This window comes from Segatella buccae ATCC 33574 (assembly GCF_000184945.1).
In the GTDB taxonomy this organism is placed as follows: domain Bacteria; phylum Bacteroidota; class Bacteroidia; order Bacteroidales; family Bacteroidaceae; genus Prevotella; species Prevotella buccae.
On sequence record NZ_GL586311.1, the window covers coordinates 153,421 to 171,353 of the forward strand.

Genomic DNA, 17,933 nt, shown 5'->3' on the forward strand with positions numbered 1-17,933 from the left:
CCACCATCCCTTATCGCTGCAAAAGCAACTCCGTTTAGCATAAAGATGTTAAAAGCAGCCTCAACACTCTTAATTTTCTTAAAAAGCAGGCTCGTATCGGTACTTAAATTTGGAGATTTCAAAGCGTTATTCTTATCTTTGTAAGTGTAATTTCCATTGGAATATATTTCTAAAGACACAGCAACAAATAATAATAACGAATATAACTATTAAAAGCGTATGAAAACAATGCAACTGACCAAGAGTGACTTCCTCAAGAGAGTGGCCGACTACGAGAACAATCCCACAACGTGGAAGTTTTTAGGAAACAGGCCTACCGTAATAGACTTTTATGCCAACTGGTGTGGCCCCTGCAAGATGATGGCACCTATCATGGACGAATTGGCCGAAGAATATAGCGGAAAAGTTGACTTCTACAAAGTGGACACCGAAGCCGAACAAGAGTTGGCCGCCGTGTTTGGCATCCGGTCCATCCCCACCTTCCTGTTCATTCCTCTGAACGAAGCACCACAACTGGCTTCAGGAGCCATGGGCAAAGCTCAATTCAAACAAGCCATAGAGAGTGTTCTGCTGAAAGGGTAATGCTGTCGAACGAAATACTTTCTAAAGGCATTTATATCACACCAAAATAGAGCATCAGAGCATGACGGCACAAGATTTCAACCCGGTTGCCCTCAACCATCCGGGCACATCAAGACAAAACAAGCAATGATGAAATCGAAATATCACATTTTCCGGCATTGACCTTGCCGATATTCCTCGCGGCAGGTGGCTCCGACAAGCCTAAAGCGGAAACCTACACGCCGGCAGATGTGGAACTCACCATGCCCATGGTGCAGGGCGACAAACAAGAAACTCTGCAATAATCCACCTTCTGGCGGGATTTTCTACCGGATTATTTATATCTTTGCACCAGACGCATATCGACAACCAAACAACAAAAAATATGAAAATCCGGACACTGACCATTCTGTCCCTTGCCCTCACAACGCTCGGGGCATGGGGAAAAACCTACACGCTCACTTCGCCCGACGGGCAAACGGTCGTCACCGTCGACGACAGTCAAAACCTCACATGGGCCGTAGACAACGGCCGCACGCAGGTGTTGCTGCCATCGGCCATCGGTATGACGATGAGCGACGGCAAGCACTACGGCACCGGCGTGAAAGTGGTTGGCACCAAGACGGGGCAGGACAAGGACTGCCGCAGCATGACACTCCGGTGCACGGGCGACTACAACGTGGAGTTTCGTGCCTACAACGGGGCGGCCTGCTACCGCTTCGTGAACATCACACCTAAGCAGGTGAACGTAGTGGACGAGCGGGCGGAATTCCGCTTCGCAGCCGACTACGAGGCCTTCATACCCTACGTGAACGACAACCGGGCGGGCGAACGCTACTGCTACTCGTTTGAATCCTACTACGACGAGCAGCGGCTTTCCGAGATGTTCCCCGACTCGCTGGCCATCACGCCACTCGCAGCGACACTGCCCGAAGGCAAACGGGCCGTCATCATGGAAGCCAACCAGCTGGACTATCCCGGCATGTTTCTGAAAAAAGGCGAGGGGCACTCGCTCGTAGCCGAGTTTGCCCCCTATCCGCTCGAAGAGGCCGTGAACAAACAGGCGAGCCTGAACCTCGTGCCCACCAAGCGCGCCGACTACATCGCGAGGGTAACCGGCAGGAAGTTTTTCCCGTGGCGGGTGGTGGCCATCAGCACACACGACACCGACCTGCTCACCTGCGACATCGCCACAAAGCTCGGCCCCAAGAGCCGGCTGAAAGACACGGCGTGGATCAAGCCGGGCAAAGTGGCTTGGGACTGGTGGAACAACTGGAATCTCTCGGGGGTGGACTTCCCTGCCGGGATGAACACCGACACCTATCGATACTACATAGACTTCGCGGCGGCCAACGGTCTTGAATACATCATCATCGACGAGGGATGGAGCAATCCCGAAGACCTGCTCGACACCTCCATCGCCATCGACCTCCCGGCACTGGTGGGCTACGCGGCCGACAAGGGCGTGGGCATCATCTTGTGGTCGTCGTGGCGCAATCTCGTGCAGCGTGGGCCGGAGAAGATGGAGGAGGTCATGGCGCATTACGCCAAACTGGGCATCAAGGGATTCAAGGTAGACTTCTTCGACCGCGACGACCAACGCGTGATGGAGTCGGCCTGCGAAGTGGCCGAGTGTGCGGCCCGCCACCGGCTCGTGCTCGACTATCACGGCATGAAACCGTCGGGCTTGCAGTTGGCTTACCCCAATATTTTGAACTTCGAGGGGGTGAAAGGACTGGAAAATTCGAAGTGGGAACCGCGCTCAGACCACGGTCCCTTGCACGACCAGCCGCGCTATGACTGCACGATACCCTACCTGCGTATGCTGCCCGGCCCGCTGGACTACACGCCCGGAGCCATGAGCAACGCCACGCGCGACCAGTTTTTCGGCAACAACAACCACCCCATGAGCCAAGGCACACGAGTGCACCAGATGGCCATGTACACCATCTTCCACGCCCCGCTACAGATGCTCGCCGACTCACCCACAATGTATATGAAAAACCAACCATGCACCGACTTCATTGCCGCTGTGCCCACTGTGTGGGACGAAACGGTGGCCATCGACGGCCGCATGGGCGACTATGTGGTGATGGCCCGCCGCAAAGGCGACACGTGGTGGGTGGCGGCAATGGGCGACTGGCAGCCACGAGACATCACCATCGACCTCTCACGGCTGCACAAGGTGGGGACAAAGGCGGTCGTCTTTGAAGACGGCATCAACGCCGACCGCGAGGCGACCGACTACAAGCGCACGGAAAAGACCCTGCGCCCGGGCGAGAAACTGACCGTACACCTCGCTCCCGGAGGGGGATGGACAGCAAGAATAGTAAAATAGAACCACTGCCAACGCTGAAGGAAAACCATCGTGAGAATCATTCGCAACCGCTTGCTGCCGCCCAAGAACTATGATGCCATCAACATTCTGGGGCTGCTCTTCTGCCGCAGGGGCACCACGCTCACTGCCGCCCTCCTGCGGCATGAGCGCATCCACACGGCCCAGATGCTCGAAATGGGCATCGTGGGCTTCTATCTGTGGTATGTGGCCGAATGGCTTGTCCGGCTGCCCATGAAAGGCCGGGCATACACCAACATCTCGCTGGAGCGCGAGGCCTACGCCCACATGGGCGACGAGAGCTACCTGTGCCACCGCCCCCGATACGGGTGGTGGAAATATCTCAGAGCTCAAGACTGAAGCATGCCAGATGTCAATATCTTTCATCACGCATTTGGTTTCGGCCGGAAAAAGCTGTATCTTTGCATAAGCAAGGGAAGCGCGAGAGCGTTTCCCTTTTTTAGTCTCCAAAACTCCCAACGGCCACCCACCCATCGAAAGGGGGCTTTTCCATCCTGAAATGGGTTGTAATTCAGCCCAAACGACGTTGCGAAAGGGGCCAAGTGAGCTTCCAAGTATGGCTCTTTCGCAATGTCGTTTGGGCCGAGTTAGGAAATTGATGGGGCGGATGGGACAAATGAGACGGATGACACAGGCTGGAAAGATGGACTCAGGGAAATGGCATGTAAGGCTTTTTCGAAAGTTTTAATAGTTCGCGCTATACAAGTAAAAGGCTGTGCGCGAGAAATCGAACGGTGAGTACAAGCCGGTCTGGAAACAAGGCTGTCGCATCAATTTCTCTATGGGTGAAGCAAGGGCCGGCTTCCTCCGACTTCTTTAGCTCCTAAAAGATGAAAATTGCAATACTTGGAATAAAAATAAAAAAGCCCGGCATCACGTCGGGCTTTTTCGCTTGTTTTTGAATGTTTCAGCAGTTTGTGTCTTATGTAGTTATGATCTTTTGAAAATCAGTTTGGTCATTCTTGACGATTGCAAAGATAGATATTTAAATTGATTTAAATCAAAATTGCGATCCCTTTTGCTCGAAAATCAACGTAAACGTTTGCGAGAAAAGTACCATTTTATTTTGTGATATGCACATTTTGAAGTAAATTTGCACCTTATAATAATACATATCACTTTTAATGAAAGAATTTGTCATTTCCGAAGTCAAGGCCGAAACAGCCATTCTCGTGGGACTCATCACGCAGGAGCAGAACGAGGCCAAGACAAATGAATATCTCGACGAGCTCGAATTTCTGGCCGATACGGCAGGGGCTGTGACCGTGAAGCGATTCACCCAGCGCGTGGGAGGCCCCAACCAGACAACATACGTGGGCAAGGGAAAGCTCGAAGAAATCAAGCAATATATCCAACAAGAAGAGGACGAAGAGCGGGAAATAGGCATGGTGATATTCGATGACGAACTATCGGCCAAGCAGATGCGCAACATCGAAAACGAACTGAAGGTGAAAATCCTCGACCGCACGTCGCTCATTCTCGACATCTTTGCCATGCGGGCGCAGACGGCCAACGCCAAGACACAGGTGGAACTGGCGCAATACCGCTACATGCTGCCACGCCTGCAACGCCTGTGGACCCACTTGGAGCGTCAGGGGGGCGGTTCGGGTTCGGGCGGCGGAAAAGGCAGCGTGGGCCTGCGCGGACCGGGAGAGACCCAGCTCGAGATGGACCGCCGAATCATCTTGCAGCGCATGAGTCTGCTCAAGCAGCGGTTGGTGGAGATAGACCGGCAGAAGGTGACGCAGCGCAAAAACCGCGGACGCATGATTCGCGTGGCGCTCGTGGGCTACACCAATGTGGGAAAGTCGACCATCATGAATCTTTTGGCCAAAAGTGAGGTGTTTGCCGAGAACAAGCTTTTCGCCACGCTCGACACCACGGTGCGCAAAGTAGTGGTAGACAATCTGCCCTTTCTGCTGGCCGACACAGTGGGGTTCATACGCAAGTTGCCTACCGACCTCGTGGATTCGTTCAAGTCGACGCTCGACGAGGTGCGCGAAGCCGACCTGCTGATCCACGTGGTGGACATCTCCCATCCCGACTTTGAAGAGCAAATCAAGGTGGTCGAAAACACGCTCGGAGAACTCGGCTGCGCCGACAAGCCCTCAATGATAGTCTTCAACAAGATAGACAACTATACTTGGGTGGAGAAGGAGGAAGACGACCTCACGCCGGCCACCAAAGAAAACATCACCCTCGACGAACTGAAACGCACGTGGATGGCACGCCTCAACGAGAACTGCCTCTTCATCTCGGCGCGGGAAAAGGAGAATATCGACGAGTTCCGCAACACGCTCTACACGAAAGTGCGGGAGCTGCACGTGCAGAAATATCCCTACAACGACTTCCTCTACCCGATGGTGGAGGAATGAGAAGAGTACCATTCCACAGCCTAACAAACAGATAAAACGACGGCTACCATGCAAGAAGACTATAGAAGTTTGAGTGTAGAGGAAATCGAAATCCTTGAACAGAACGGTTGTTCGGCCGAAGACTGGACCACCATCAACGTGCCCGAAGACTTCCGGGCCGAACACATCAGAAATGTGAGCTGCTACGGCGAGATAAACCTCGGGGTGTTTGACAAAAGCATTGAGATAGAGGAAGGATTCTTCAGACACGCGGGCATCAGCAACGCCGTGCTCAAAGATGTCACCATCGGAGACAACTGCCTGATAGAAGGAGTCGGCAACTACATCAGCAACTACGACATAGGCGAGGAGTGCTACATCTCAAACATCGGCCGGTTGAGCAGCACGGCCGATGCCACCTTCGGACAGGGCAACACGATTTCCGTGCTCAACGAGGCGGGCACGGGCAATGCCGTCATTTTCAGTCGGCTCAGTGCGCAGTTGGCTGCACTCATGGTGCGCCATGCCGGCGACAGGAATTTCCAAGCGGCGCTGCGCTCCCTCATCAAGAGTCACATAGAGAGCACGAGGCCACGGCGCGGGCAGATAGGCTACCGGGTGAAGATCGTAAACACCACCGAGATGGTAAATGTCGTGGTGAGCGACGACTGCGAGATAAGCGGAGCAACCCGCCTCTCCGAGTGTTCCATCCTCGGCACGGCCGATGCCGGCACCTACGTGGGGCACAACGTGATGATAGACAACAGCGTGGTGCAGGCCGGCAGTTCCATTCTCGATGGGGCCAAGATAGACAACTGCTTCGTGGGCGAGGCCTGCCACATCGGTAAGGGGGCATCGGCCGAAGCGTCGCTCTTCTTTGCCAACAGCTATCTCGACAACGGCGAGGCTTGTGCGGCTTTCTGTGGCCCGTTCACGGTGAGCCACCACAAGAGCACACTGCTCATCGGCGGAGCATACTCTTTCTACAATGCCGGTTCCAACACCAACTTCTCCAACCATGCCTACAAGCTCGGCCCCGTGCATTGGGGCACGATGGAGCGCGGTTCCAAGACGGCCAGCGGGGCCCACCTGCTATGGCCGGCCACCATCGGGGCCTTCTCCATGTGCATGGGCAAGATACAGACCCACCCTGCGGTGAAGAACCTGCCGTTTTCCTATATCTTCGGGGCGGGCGACACCACCTATCTGGTGCCGGGACGCAACCTCACCACCGTGGGCACTTACCGCGACACGGATAAGTGGCCGCGGCGGGACCGTCGCCCCTGCATGAGTCGGGAGAGCTTGGTGTGCTTCGACTGGCTGAGTCCCTTCACGGTGCTGGAGTGCATACGAGGCAAGCGAACACTCGAGACACTGCGGGCCGAACAGGGTGAGAATATGGCTTCCTACGTGTATGGGGGCTGCATCATCAGAAACCAGTCGTTGCAGCGGGGCATCAAATATTACGACATGGCTATCCGACTTTTCCTCGGAGAAGAGATTGGGCAACATGCCATCGAACTGCCTGAGAGTAGCATCGGAACGGGCGAATGGAGCGACTTGAGCGGACTACTCATGCCTGAAAGTGAAGAACAACAAATGGTGGATGACCTCTGTTCGGGGGCTCTCAACGACCTGCAACTGGTTGAAGCCCGCTTCGCCGAGACCTTCAGGAAATATGAAGACTACAAATGGGCATGGACCTATCGTGCCGCCATCGACTACTACGGACTCGAAACCTTAACGGAGGAGGATGCCGAACGCATTGCCCGAGAATACGAACGGGCACATACAGAATGGATCAACGCCATCAAATATGACGCCGAGAGGGAGTTTGCTCTCGGTGATATGGAGGAAGAGGAACTCAACCGGTTTCTTGACAAACTCCAAGGGTGAATACCCGCAAAAGCCGGAAGAGACAAAAGGACAAAGCAAGCACCGGCTTCTTTAACTTCCCCGTCATCCTTTCAATCTCCTTAACGTGCCCCGAAAATCAAGCATACGGAATTTAAATCAAATAACGATGAGACTAAAGTTTATCTTAACTTCGCTGGCCATTGCCCTCGGCATGAGTGCGCAGACCAAGACCTACAAGTATGAAATCGTGCCCGACGACCCGATGCAGACACGCGTCTACACGCTCGCCAACGGGCTGAAGGTGTACCTCTCGGTGAACAAAGAGAAGCCGCGCATCCAGACTTACATCGCTGTGCGCACCGGCTCACGCAACGATCCGGCAGAGACCACAGGTCTGGCCCACTATCTGGAGCACCTGATGTTTAAGGGCACGCAGCAATTCGGCACCACCGACTACGCCGCCGAAAAGCCTTTCCTCGACGAAATAGAGGCGCGCTACGAGCAATATCGCAAGCTCACCGACCCGGCCAAGCGCAAACAGGCCTACCACGAGATAGACTCCGTTTCGCAGTTGGCCGCCCGCTACAACATCCCCAATGAGTATGACAAACTCATGGCCAGTATCGGAGCCGAGGGTACCAACGCCTACACTTCCAACGATGTGACATGCTACGTGGAAGACATTCCAAGCAACGAGATAGACAACTGGGCGAAGATACAGAGCGACCGGTTCAAGAACATGGTCATCCGCGGCTTCCACACCGAACTTGAAGCCGTGTACGAGGAGTACAACATCGGACTGGCCAGTGACGGTCGCAAGGAGTGGGCTGCATTCAACAAGAAGCTCTTCCCCACCCATCCATACGGCACACAGACCACCATCGGCACACAGGAGCATTTGAAAAACCCATCGATTGTCAACATCAAAAACTACTTCAAGCGCTACTACGTGCCCAACAACGTGGCCATCTGCATGGCCGGAGACTTCGATCCGGAACAGGTGGTGGACATCATTGACAAGTATTTCGGCAGCTGGAAGAAAAGCACAACGCTCTCCCGACCGGAATATGCGCCTGTGGCCGATCTCACAGCTCCGACAGACACCACTATCGTGGGACTGGAAGCGGAGAACGTGATGATGGGATGGAAGTTTGAAGGTGGCGCAAGTCTGCAGGCCGACACCATGCAGGTGGTGGCCGACATGCTCGCCAACGGCAAGGCCGGCCTCTTCGACCTCAACCTCGAGCAGCCCATGAAAGTCTTGGGAGCCGGTGCCTACGCCGAGCCTTTGGCCGATTATGGGGAGTTTATCATTGAGGGAATGCCCAAAGAGGGGCAAAGTCTTGAAGAAGTGCGCGACCTGATGTTGGGCGAAATAGGAAAGCTGAAGAGAGGTGACTTCTCCGACGAGCTTCTCCCATCGGTGGTGAACAACCTCAAGCTCAACTACTACAAGTCGCTGCTCAACAACCGTTCGCGCACGGAGCTGATGAAGGATGCCTTTATCAACGGGCAGAACTGGCTCGATGTCGTAGGCCGGTTCAAGCGCATGGCGGGTATCACCAAAGCACAAATCGTGGCCTTTGCCAACAAGCATTTGGGCAACAACTATGTGGCTGTGTACAAGCGTCAGGGTGTGGACTCGACGCAAAAGAAAATCGACAAACCGGCTATCACCGCCATCCCGGCCAACAGAGACCTTTCGAGTAAGTTCCTCAACGAGGTGGTCAGCTCCAAGGTGGATCCCATCCAACCGCGATTCCTTGATTTCAAGAAAGACCTCAACGACACCAAAACTTCCAAAGGGCTGCCCTTGCTCTACAAGCACAACACTGACGACGGGCTCTTCAATCTCACCTTCTACTACGACTTCGGCGACGAAGACAATCTGCCACTGGCTTACGCTGCACAATACCTTAATTATATAGGCACCTCAAAAAAGAGTGCGGCCGAAGTGAAACAGGCTTTCTACCGGCTGGCCTGCAACTATGGTGTGAGCGTGGGCAACAATGCCACTTACGTGACCCTCAACGGACTTTCCGAAAACATGCCGCAAGCACTCGCCTTACTTGAAGAACTGCTACAGGATGCCAAGGCCGACAAAGAGAGCTACTCCGGGTATGTGGATCTCGTCATGAAAGAACGCAACGACACGAAGAAGAATCAGACGGCAAACTTCAGGGCTCTCTGCAACTATGCCGTCTACGGTCCCTACAATCCGGCACGCAATGTGCTCAGCGAACAGCAACTACGCGAGCAGGATCCCCAGAAGCTGGTAGATGGCCTGAAGGCACTCCGCAACATGCAGCAGACGGTGCTCTACTTCGGCCCCATGAGTGAGAAAGAGCTTTCCGAACAGTTGGCCAAGCACCACAAGACTGCCAAGAAACTCACCCCCGTACCGGTGGGCAAAGAATACACCGAGCAGGCCAACCCGACGGAGAATGAGATTCTTCTTGCCCCTTACGAGGCCAAGAACATCTATATGCGCCAATATCACAACACGGATAAACAGTTCTCCACAGACGGATTGGCCGTGAAGTCGCTCTTCAACGAATACTTCGGTGGGGGCATGAACACCATCGTCTTCCAAGAATTGCGCGAAGCCCGCGGTCTGGCCTACAATGCATACGCCAACTACAATGCCTATCCGCGCGTGAAACATCCCGAGACTTACTTCACGCACATCATCTCGCAAAACGACAAGATGATGGACTGCATACGCGTTTTCAACAGCATCCTCGACACGATCCCGCAAAGTGAGGCCGCATTCAACATTGCCAAACAGAGCCTCACCAAGAGTTTGCAGAGCATGCGCACCACGCGTGAGAACGTGCTTTTCAACTATCTCAACCTTGTCAAGCAGCGCGGACTCACCGAACCGACAGGCCTCACCATCTACAAGGCACTGCCTGCCCTGCAACTCAGCGACATCGTGAAGTTTGAACAGCAGAACATGGCCAACAAGGTCTACCGCTTCGCCATCCTCGGCGACGAGAAGAATATTGACGTGAAAGGACTTGAGAAGATTGGAAAAATCAAGAAACTAAGTACGGAAGAGATATTCGGATATTGAAGAAGGGCTATAAATAAAGCCTCCCCCCGCCCCCTCTCAGAGGGGAGAGAGGAGTGATTAGCTTTGTGGCAATAGCTCTGTTACCAACTCCGGTTAAGAAGATGGAGTGGAAAGGAGATTGCCAAAGCCAACCGGATAGATTTAAAATAAAGAGAAGCAAAACAGTTAACATTATGAATAGGAGCTTCAATCTCAACAAATAGGCACTTTCTTCCCCTCCCTGAGAGGGAGGGGAGGCGAAGCGCAGAGGTGAGGCTTTTTTAATGAACACAATTATGGCAAACAATGTAGATTTCAAGTATGCCCCCATGTTTCAAGTGGGTAAGGACGACACAGAGTATCGTCTGCTCACGACAGAAGGGGTGAGCACTGCCGAATTTGAGGGCAAACAGATTGTCAAGGTGAGCAAAGAAGCCCTGACACTCTTGAGCCAGCAGGCTTTCCACGACGTGGAGTTCATGCTCCGCCGCGAACACAACAAGCAGGTGGCCGCCATCCTCACCGACCCTGAAACATCAGAAAACGACAAGTATGTAGCCCTGCAATTTCTCCGCAACGCCGAAACGGCCGTGAAAGGTGTGCTGCCATTCTGCCAAGACACCGGAACGGCCATCATCCACGGCGAGAAAGGACAGCAGGTGTGGACGGGCTTCGACGACGAGGAAGCACTCTCGCGGGGTGTCTACAACACCTTCACGGAGGACAATCTGCGCTACTCGCAGAACGCACCGCTCAACATGTACGACGAGGTGAACACCAAATGCAACCTCCCGGCCCAGATAGACATTGAGGCTACCGAGGGTGCGGAATACCGTTTCGTGATGGTGGCCAAGGGCGGAGGCTCGGCCAACAAGACCTACTTCTACCCCATGACCAAAGCCACCATCCAGAACGAAGGCACACTGCTTCCCTTCCTCGTGGAAAAGATGAAGACTCTTGGCACTGCCGCCTGCCCTCCCTATCATATCGCTTTCGTCATCGGCGGCACGTCGGCGGAGAAGAATCTGCTCACCGTGAAGCTCGCATCCATTAAATATTACGACAACCTGCCCACCACCGGCGACGAGACCGGACGCGCTTTCCGCGACATCGACCTTGAAAACAAACTGCTCGACGAGGCCCACAAGATAGGGCTCGGTGCCCAGTTTGGAGGCAAGGCCTTGGCACACGACATCCGCGTGGTACGCCTGCCGCGCCACGGAGCCAGCTGCCCCATCGGCATGGGTGTGAGCTGTTCGGCCGATCGCAATATTAAAGCCAAAATCAATGCCGACGGTATCTGGCTTGAAAAGATGGATGAGAATCCGTCCGAACTCATCCCCGAAGCATTCCGCAATCCGGGAGAAGGCTCCAAAGGCATTGAGATAGACCTCGACAAGGGCATCGATGCCGTGCGGGCCGAACTCACAAAGTATCCCGTTTCCACCCGTGTGAACCTGAAAGGAACCATCATCGTGGCCCGCGACATCGCTCATGCCAAACTCAAGGCCCGCTTGGATGCCGGCGAAGATATGCCCCAATATTTCAAGGATCACCCCATACTCTATGCCGGACCGGCCAAGACACCCAAGGGCTATGCCTGCGGATCGATGGGCCCGACCACGGCCAACCGCATGGATCCCTACGTGGACGAGTTCCAAGACCACGGGGCCAGTCTTGTGATGATAGCCAAAGGCAACCGCACACAAGCCGTCACCGATGCCTGCAAGAAGCATGGCGGCTTCTATCTGGGCACCATCGGCGGTGTGGCTGCCGTGCTGTCGCAAAGCTCCATCAAGAGTATCGAGTGCGTGGAATATCCCGAACTCGGCATGGAAGCCATCTGGAAAATAGACGTAGAAGACTTCCCGGCTTTCATCCTCGTAGACGACAAGGGCAACGATTTCTTCAAACAGCTCAAACCCTGGACACCTTGCAGCTGCGAGAAGAAGTAAGTCTCCTTCTCTCATACTCCATCTCAGAGACCTCCATGCGGGCACATCCGGCATGGAGGTCTTTCTTTTTCCCGCCTTTGACACGCGCCGCCGGGCTCGCCAATATACCACATGCAAAGCATGGAAAGAGTTGGGAAACTTGCAAAAGTCCGGCATTTTGCTCACTTTTCAGAACAAAAGCACTATATTTGCAAAGAGAAGCAGCCCTTCAACCGCCTCACGCAATCTCGACACGGAATGGACAAACTCACACCACAACAGCGCCACAAGTGCATGGCTTCCATTCACTCGAAGAATACGAAGCCCGAACTCATCGTGCGCAAATACCTTTGGCGACAAGGCTTCCGCTACCGTCTGAACAATCCCCGACTACCGGGGCATCCCGATCTTGTGCTGAGAAAATACCGCACCTGTGTCTTCGTGCATGGCTGTTTCTGGCATGGGCACGCGGATTGCAGATACTACAAGCTTCCCCAAATCCACACCGACTTTTGGGCAAACAAAATAAAGAGAAACCAAGAACGGGACATCCGGGAGCAGCGCAGGTTAGCCGACATGGGCTGGCACGTGATTGTCGTATGGGAATGTGAACTGAAACCGCAAAAGCGGGAAGCCACATTGGCCTCGCTCGCCTTCACCCTCAACCGCATATTCTTGCAAGACCACAGCATCCGCTACCCTACCATCACACCCAAAACCTGCATCGCCGCAGAGCCGGATCCCCGATAAACGGACCGGAACATCACCGTAAACGCTTCTCCCATAACCTTGCATGAGAGAAGCATCGAGCCAGCATGAGGAAATCGGCAAGTCGTTCCCGTCCCGGTGCATGGCTGTTGCACGGCCCGCGCATGGCTGCCGCACAAGTGGTGCAAAGGCTCTGCACGGAGTGTGCAACGGCCATGCACCAAACACGGGGCAGCCAACCTGCAGACTCATAAAAGGACTATCGGAAAACAAAACGGCAGTTGGCAGCAGTTGCAAAGCCGGGCAGAAGCCCCGCCATGGGCAGGAAGCGCCATCACAGCCCTTTGCAGACACAGCACCACCAACGGTCCGGGCATGAAAAAAAGGGTGGCAATGACAGCACAGCCATCATTGCCACCCAATACCTATCAATACTATTTCTTCTCAACAGAAAGCGTAGCGGGCACCATGCCCTTTGAACAGTCAATGGTCAGGACGTATGTTTCGCCATCGACAAGTTCTGCGCCATCGGCCAAATAAATGTTGCCATTGTCGTGACCGTTGCCATCGCCAATGAGGAATGTGGTGCTGGTAGTCCTGAGCCAATGACTGCCGGCCGTACCCTTGAACTCAACACCCCAACCGGCCTGACCGAAGAACTTAAAGTTGACACTCTTGCCGGCCTTGAGCTGTTTGCCCACGGTGAGCGTCACTTGATAGATCTTGTCGGCGACAGGCGCCATGCAAAGGGCGTGGTCGGTGTCCGTCCACCAGCCTTGGGCGTGGGCAAAGGTTGGTTTGCCGAAGATGGCATCACCGATAATCCAAACAGCCCCCGTCCCGTCAGCATTCAATTTGGCCGGATCCTTAGTGTCGCCGGCAAAGATGCGGAAGCCGTTTTCGGCAAACACGGCCTTGATGGTGTAAGTTCCGGTCAAGGCTTTAAATGTGAATGTGCCGTCGGCATTGCGGGTGAAGAAGTCGGTATCGTAATACCAGTCGTTGCCCTGCACAGCCTCATCGCCGATGAACTTATAGACAGTTCCCTGTGTGAGGATGCCCGTGAAGGTGTCCTGTCCCTCTATGTTGCGGAACTGCAAGGGCTGCACCGTGAGTTTCTCCTGAGGTCCGTAGGTGAAGTCACGGCTGTTGAAGGTGACCGTAACTCGCCCCACCGTATTGCTCTGAAAAGAAAGGAGCCCCGCACCGCCGATGGCAATGTCATTGTCGCCCGCACCGAAACGGTACTTGCCGTCGGCTGTCCGGAAATATCCCTTGAAGGCGTTTTCGGAGACGGTAACACTGCAAGTGTAGGTATAGTCATCACCTTCGGTCATGGGATAGGAAACATTGTCGGAAGAAACAAACTGCAAGTCAGCAAAATGCGGACGCGTCACCTCTACATCTACATTCTCAACAGTCGCCTTGGTCGTCACGTTCTGCAACGTCAAGCGAATCTGCGCCTTTCCATTGGGGATGAAGCGCAGTAAAGGAACATACAGCCGGAGTGCATATTCGCCCGGTGTCTTGGTGCGCACGGTGACGGCATTCACCGTTTCACCGCTATAACACATCTCGGCCTTGAGCGTCGAGAGGTCGTACCCCTCGGTGTCATTACAGGTGACCTTCACATCGATGCTGTCACCCATTTCGGCACTGCCCACCGTGGCAGCCTTGACCACAGGATTGCCTGCGGCCACAAGTTCCTCGTAGTCAAAGTTCTTACAGGAAGCCACTGCCAGTGCGGACAACAGTACGAGGGCTGCAGAAATATATCTTGTCTGTTTCATCATTCTTTGCGTTTTATTATTTCTTTAAGTTTCGCAAGCTCAACTTTAGGAGTTAGAGGAATTAAAGGGAGTTAGCACTCGCTTCGCTCATTAGGAGTTAAAGACAACAGCCTTATTGATTGACAACTTCATTGTATTAGGAAGAAAGACTATTGTCTTAACTCCTTTTCACTCCTTTTTTCGCTATCGCTCAAGGAACTTCTCCTTTAACTCCTTCTGAACTTGCGAAAGTTCAGTTATTTCCACGTCGTTGAGACAACCCCTTGGGCAGGAACAGTCACAGCGAAGTGGCTGTTACCGTCGCTGACGGTGACGTTGATGTCGGTGTCGCCCGCGTTGAGCGCAACCACGGCCTTGCTGCCGTCGGGATTGAGAAAAGCCGAATAAATAAGGTTGCCGGCCTGATAGCTGCGCCGGGCTGTGCCAATGCGCTTGGCACCGGGACGCACCACTGAGGCTATATGGCAGATGATGTAATAGTGGGAGTTATACTTCAATGTCTGATAGTTGTTGAAGATGTCCACCGCCCCATAGCAGGTTTGGCAACCGCCGTCGAGGTTCGGCCCCATCTTCTCGTCAAGCATGAGATTCCACACCAACACGGCCTTGCACCACTGATTGACAGTGCCCAGAGTCACATTCCTCATGTCGGCCACAAGACGCTGGCTTAAGTCGCGCCCCTTATTCCACGTTCCGATGCTGCTCTCGGAGAAAATCAACTCCTTGTCACCGACCTGATTGTGGATGTCGGTCAATTCCACATTGGTGCCGCCATAGTCATGATAGGCTGCGCCAACCACCAATTCAGACCCTTCAAAACTATTACCCAAGGCGTTATACACCTTGATGGGATAGTCTTCTTGCGTTTTGTCGTTATCGTAATTGTAGTTGTGGTCGAAGACATAGATTTTTGTCGTCAACTTGTTCTGCTTGAAAGCGGCCGCCAACTCCTTGACAAACGGTGCTTCCTCGTCCCAAGGCATGTAGAGAGAGGCACAGTTAGCCTTGTTCAGAGGTTCGTTTTGCGGACTCACGGCATAGATATCAATACCTTGGGCCTTCATGGTCTCTACAAACTTGACGAAGTATTCGGCATAGGTCTTGCGATAGTCAGGGTTCAGATGCCCGTCAGTCCACGAATCAAAGGGAGCCTTGGACTGCAGATCTTTTACCTTCATCCATTTCGGGCAAGTCCAAGGAGCGGCGATGATCTTCATCTTGGGATTGATGGCCAAAATCTCCTTGATGATGGGAATCACATAGTCGGTCTCATCCCTGTAGAGCTTGAAGTTTTCAAGTCCCTGCGTGTCGCAAAGCGAGTATTCGGTGCTCGAAAAGTCATTGCAGCCGATAGAGATGCGGGCATAGCTCACCCCGTAGCCTTCCGTCTCCGAATAAGTCTGCTTGAGAAAATGAGCACGGGCCTCCGGCGACATCTTCAGCAGATTGTAACAAGTGGAGTAAGTGAGGGCGAAGCCGAAGCCGTCCATACTCTGATACTCTTTCGCCGGATCCACCTGAATGGTGGTAGGCGCCATCGACTGCCCTGCAACCAAGGCGGCACTCCCCTGTCGGAGCATGGAGAAACCGTTGGCTGTGGACGTGAAAATACGCGCCTCACCTGAAGCAGGCACCGGATTGGGCAACACCGCATTATCTTCCTGCGGTGTCTGGGTATCGAATCCGCTGTCAACGCCGCAAGCGGTAAAGGTGGAAGACAAGCAAATGCCTAAAAGCAATGTCGTGATATACATATTATTCTTTTTCATGTAAATATTCATTAGATGATAAGTTAATAACCGGGGTTCTGCCGCAAGTTCTCATTCTCGTCAAGCGCAGTTTGCGGAATGGGCATCAAATACGAGTTAGCGTCATACGGGCGGGCCAAAGCCAACCGTCCCGAGTCACGGTTCTTCAGCGTATTCATCACCTCTTCCACCTTACCGTAGCGGCAGAGGTCGTACCAGCGCTCGCCCTCCATGGCAAGTTCCAGACGACGCTCGTGCAAGACGGCTTCCATCATCTTTTCCTTCGTGGAGGTTTGGTCGGCGGTAAGGTCATTCAGCTTGGCACGTTTGCGAATCATATTCACCAGCCGGGCACTGTTTTGCACATCTCCTTTGGAAGCATAGGCCTCGGCTTCGAGCAGCAGAATGTCACCAAGGCGCACTATGTATTCGTTATTGTAGCCGGAGCGGAGCTTATACATAAAAGCGTAGTGGGAGGCGGGATAGTAGTTGCTCCATGTGCAACTGTAGTAGACCACGGTCTGGTTCAACCGTGTGGTGTCGCCTTCGTCCTCATAGGCCTTGATAAGGTCGCGCGACGGTGTCACCCACTTGGCCCACGTAAAGCTGTTGTCGTAGTTCTCCAGACTGCGGCCATACATCCAGCTTTCCCAGTTGCCGCCACCCGGAAGCCACTGCACTTCGAGAATGCCTTCGCTGGTGTTGCGCTTCACGCAGTCTTTCTTGGTGTTGTCCCAGCCCCAAAGGGTGGAGAAGTCTTCCTCAAGAACCACTCCGGGTGTGTCGCTCACTTTCTCGGCATAAGCTATCACCTTGTCGTAGTCTTGGACGGCCTTTTCCGCATATACTTTGCAAAGCAAAGCCTGCGCCACAGTCTTTGACATGATGGTGCGGTCGGTGCCGGAGATGCCGGGAGCATTCTGCTCTGCATATTCCAGGTCGCTGATTATCTGCTTATAGCACTCCTCCGTGGTGGAACGCGGCGGGAAATAGGTGGGATAAACCTCTTTAATATTTCCGGAGGTAATGGTTTGCGCCACCTTTGTGATGACCGGCAACGAACCCCACATGCGAACCATGCGGAACATCAGCAACGCACGGAATATCTGCCCTTCGGCACGCCATTGCCGGTAGTCGCCATCGCTGATCAGCCCCTTGTCCTTCAGCTGTTCCACACCATTGATGAGCACATTGGCCTTGGCTATGTCTTCCAGATAGCGGCTCCAGTCACGGGCCAGCGTTCCGGTAGCGGCGTCAAGGGCATTGGTCTCCAACGGAATGGTTTCCTGCCCGGTAGTGCCGGCATAGGCATTGTCGGCATGCGATTCCCCCAACAGCACATAGTCGAGATGCATGTGCTCCTGTCGGTTTTTAAACAACTGATAGATAGCTGTGCGCTGGCTGACAGCCGCATCGCGATCTTTCAGTACGGCCGTCACCGTGTCGTTTTGCCTACCCTCAGTCAGCTCGGAGGGTGAGGAGATCGGGGCGGTGTCTAGGGAGCAGGCAGCCAACGACGCAGCCACAACTCCCGTCACCATGAATTTAATATATTTCGTTCTCATGTCGT

Annotated in this window: 13 protein-coding genes; 10 read left to right on the plus strand and 3 right to left on the minus strand. The window is 53.8% G+C overall.

Annotation, left to right across the window (positions count from 1 at the left end):
• The first annotated feature begins 219 nt into the window (after positions 1–219).
• The 10 genes from trxA to HMPREF6485_RS14075 all read left to right on the plus strand — a co-directional run bounded on the left by trxA (position 220) and on the right by HMPREF6485_RS14075 (position 13,079).
• Positions 220–582: a thioredoxin gene (trxA, locus tag HMPREF6485_RS00630; RefSeq protein ID WP_004342406.1), complete on the plus strand. Its 363-nt coding sequence runs from the start codon at positions 220–222 to the stop codon at positions 580–582.
• A 158-nt stretch (positions 583–740) separates the two neighbouring features.
• Positions 741–866, plus strand: coding sequence for a hypothetical protein (locus tag HMPREF6485_RS14450; RefSeq protein ID WP_258575507.1), 126 nt, complete (start codon positions 741–743; stop codon positions 864–866).
• A gap of 80 nt (positions 867–946) precedes the next feature.
• Positions 947–2,899, plus strand: coding sequence for a glycoside hydrolase family 97 protein (locus HMPREF6485_RS00640; RefSeq protein ID WP_004344031.1), 1,953 nt, complete (start codon positions 947–949; stop codon positions 2,897–2,899).
• 30 nt (positions 2,900–2,929) lie between these two features.
• Complete coding sequence (locus HMPREF6485_RS00645; RefSeq protein ID WP_004344032.1) at positions 2,930–3,256, plus strand: hypothetical protein; 327 nt, start codon at positions 2,930–2,932, stop codon at positions 3,254–3,256.
• Between the two features lie 785 nt (positions 3,257–4,041).
• Positions 4,042–5,292, plus strand: a complete 1,251-nt coding sequence (gene hflX, locus HMPREF6485_RS00650) for a GTPase HflX (RefSeq protein WP_004344033.1) — start codon at positions 4,042–4,044, stop codon at positions 5,290–5,292.
• 48 nt (positions 5,293–5,340) lie between these two features.
• Complete coding sequence (locus HMPREF6485_RS00655; RefSeq protein WP_004344034.1) at positions 5,341–7,167, plus strand: DUF4954 family protein; 1,827 nt, start codon at positions 5,341–5,343, stop codon at positions 7,165–7,167.
• Between the two features lie 127 nt (positions 7,168–7,294).
• Positions 7,295–10,204: a M16 family metallopeptidase gene (locus HMPREF6485_RS00660; protein WP_004344035.1), complete on the plus strand. Its 2,910-nt coding sequence runs from the start codon at positions 7,295–7,297 to the stop codon at positions 10,202–10,204.
• A gap of 275 nt (positions 10,205–10,479) precedes the next feature.
• Positions 10,480–12,138 carry a fumarate hydratase gene (locus HMPREF6485_RS00665; RefSeq protein WP_044126163.1) on the plus strand — a complete coding sequence of 553 codons (1,659 nt, stop codon included), beginning with the start codon at positions 10,480–10,482 and terminating at the stop codon, positions 12,136–12,138.
• 237 nt (positions 12,139–12,375) lie between these two features.
• Positions 12,376–12,867, plus strand: coding sequence for a very short patch repair endonuclease (locus HMPREF6485_RS00670; protein ID WP_044126165.1), 492 nt, complete (start codon positions 12,376–12,378; stop codon positions 12,865–12,867).
• A 65-nt stretch (positions 12,868–12,932) separates the two neighbouring features.
• Complete coding sequence (locus HMPREF6485_RS14075) at positions 12,933–13,079, plus strand: hypothetical protein (RefSeq protein WP_004342396.1); 147 nt, start codon at positions 12,933–12,935, stop codon at positions 13,077–13,079.
• Positions 13,080–13,259: 180 nt separating this feature from the next.
• Here HMPREF6485_RS14075 and HMPREF6485_RS00675 read toward each other — a convergent pair whose 3' ends face one another.
• From HMPREF6485_RS00675 to HMPREF6485_RS00685, 3 genes are all read right to left on the minus strand, one after another.
• Complete coding sequence (locus HMPREF6485_RS00675; protein ID WP_004344039.1) at positions 13,260–14,618, minus strand: DUF5121 domain-containing protein; 1,359 nt, start codon at positions 14,616–14,618, stop codon at positions 13,260–13,262.
• Between the two features lie 233 nt (positions 14,619–14,851).
• Positions 14,852–16,396, minus strand: a complete 1,545-nt coding sequence (locus tag HMPREF6485_RS00680; protein WP_004344040.1) for a glycoside hydrolase family 30 protein — start codon at positions 16,394–16,396, stop codon at positions 14,852–14,854.
• Between the two features lie 11 nt (positions 16,397–16,407).
• Complete coding sequence (locus HMPREF6485_RS00685) at positions 16,408–17,928, minus strand: RagB/SusD family nutrient uptake outer membrane protein (RefSeq protein WP_004344041.1); 1,521 nt, start codon at positions 17,926–17,928, stop codon at positions 16,408–16,410.
• Positions 17,929–17,933: the final 5 nt, after the last annotated feature.

What these genes read in the sequence shown, in the direction of transcription:
- hflX (WP_004344033.1), top strand. Translation starts at nt 4,042, where the DNA reads ATGAAAGAATTTGTCATTTCCGAAGTCAAGGCCGAAACAGCCATTCTC.
- HMPREF6485_RS00680 (WP_004344040.1), bottom strand. Translation starts at nt 16,396, where the DNA reads ATGAATATTTACATGAAAAAGAATAATATGTATATCACGACATTGCTT.
- HMPREF6485_RS00670 (WP_044126165.1), top strand. Translation starts at nt 12,376, where the DNA reads ATGGACAAACTCACACCACAACAGCGCCACAAGTGCATGGCTTCCATT.
- trxA (WP_004342406.1), top strand. Translation starts at nt 220, where the DNA reads ATGAAAACAATGCAACTGACCAAGAGTGACTTCCTCAAGAGAGTGGCC.
- HMPREF6485_RS00660 (WP_004344035.1), top strand. Translation starts at nt 7,295, where the DNA reads ATGAGACTAAAGTTTATCTTAACTTCGCTGGCCATTGCCCTCGGCATG.
- HMPREF6485_RS00675 (WP_004344039.1), bottom strand. Translation starts at nt 14,618, where the DNA reads ATGATGAAACAGACAAGATATATTTCTGCAGCCCTCGTACTGTTGTCC.
- HMPREF6485_RS14075 (WP_004342396.1), top strand. Translation starts at nt 12,933, where the DNA reads ATGAGGAAATCGGCAAGTCGTTCCCGTCCCGGTGCATGGCTGTTGCAC.
- HMPREF6485_RS00685 (WP_004344041.1), bottom strand. Translation starts at nt 17,928, where the DNA reads ATGAGAACGAAATATATTAAATTCATGGTGACGGGAGTTGTGGCTGCG.
- HMPREF6485_RS00655 (WP_004344034.1), top strand. Translation starts at nt 5,341, where the DNA reads ATGCAAGAAGACTATAGAAGTTTGAGTGTAGAGGAAATCGAAATCCTT.
- HMPREF6485_RS00640 (WP_004344031.1), top strand. Translation starts at nt 947, where the DNA reads ATGAAAATCCGGACACTGACCATTCTGTCCCTTGCCCTCACAACGCTC.
- HMPREF6485_RS00665 (WP_044126163.1), top strand. Translation starts at nt 10,480, where the DNA reads ATGGCAAACAATGTAGATTTCAAGTATGCCCCCATGTTTCAAGTGGGT.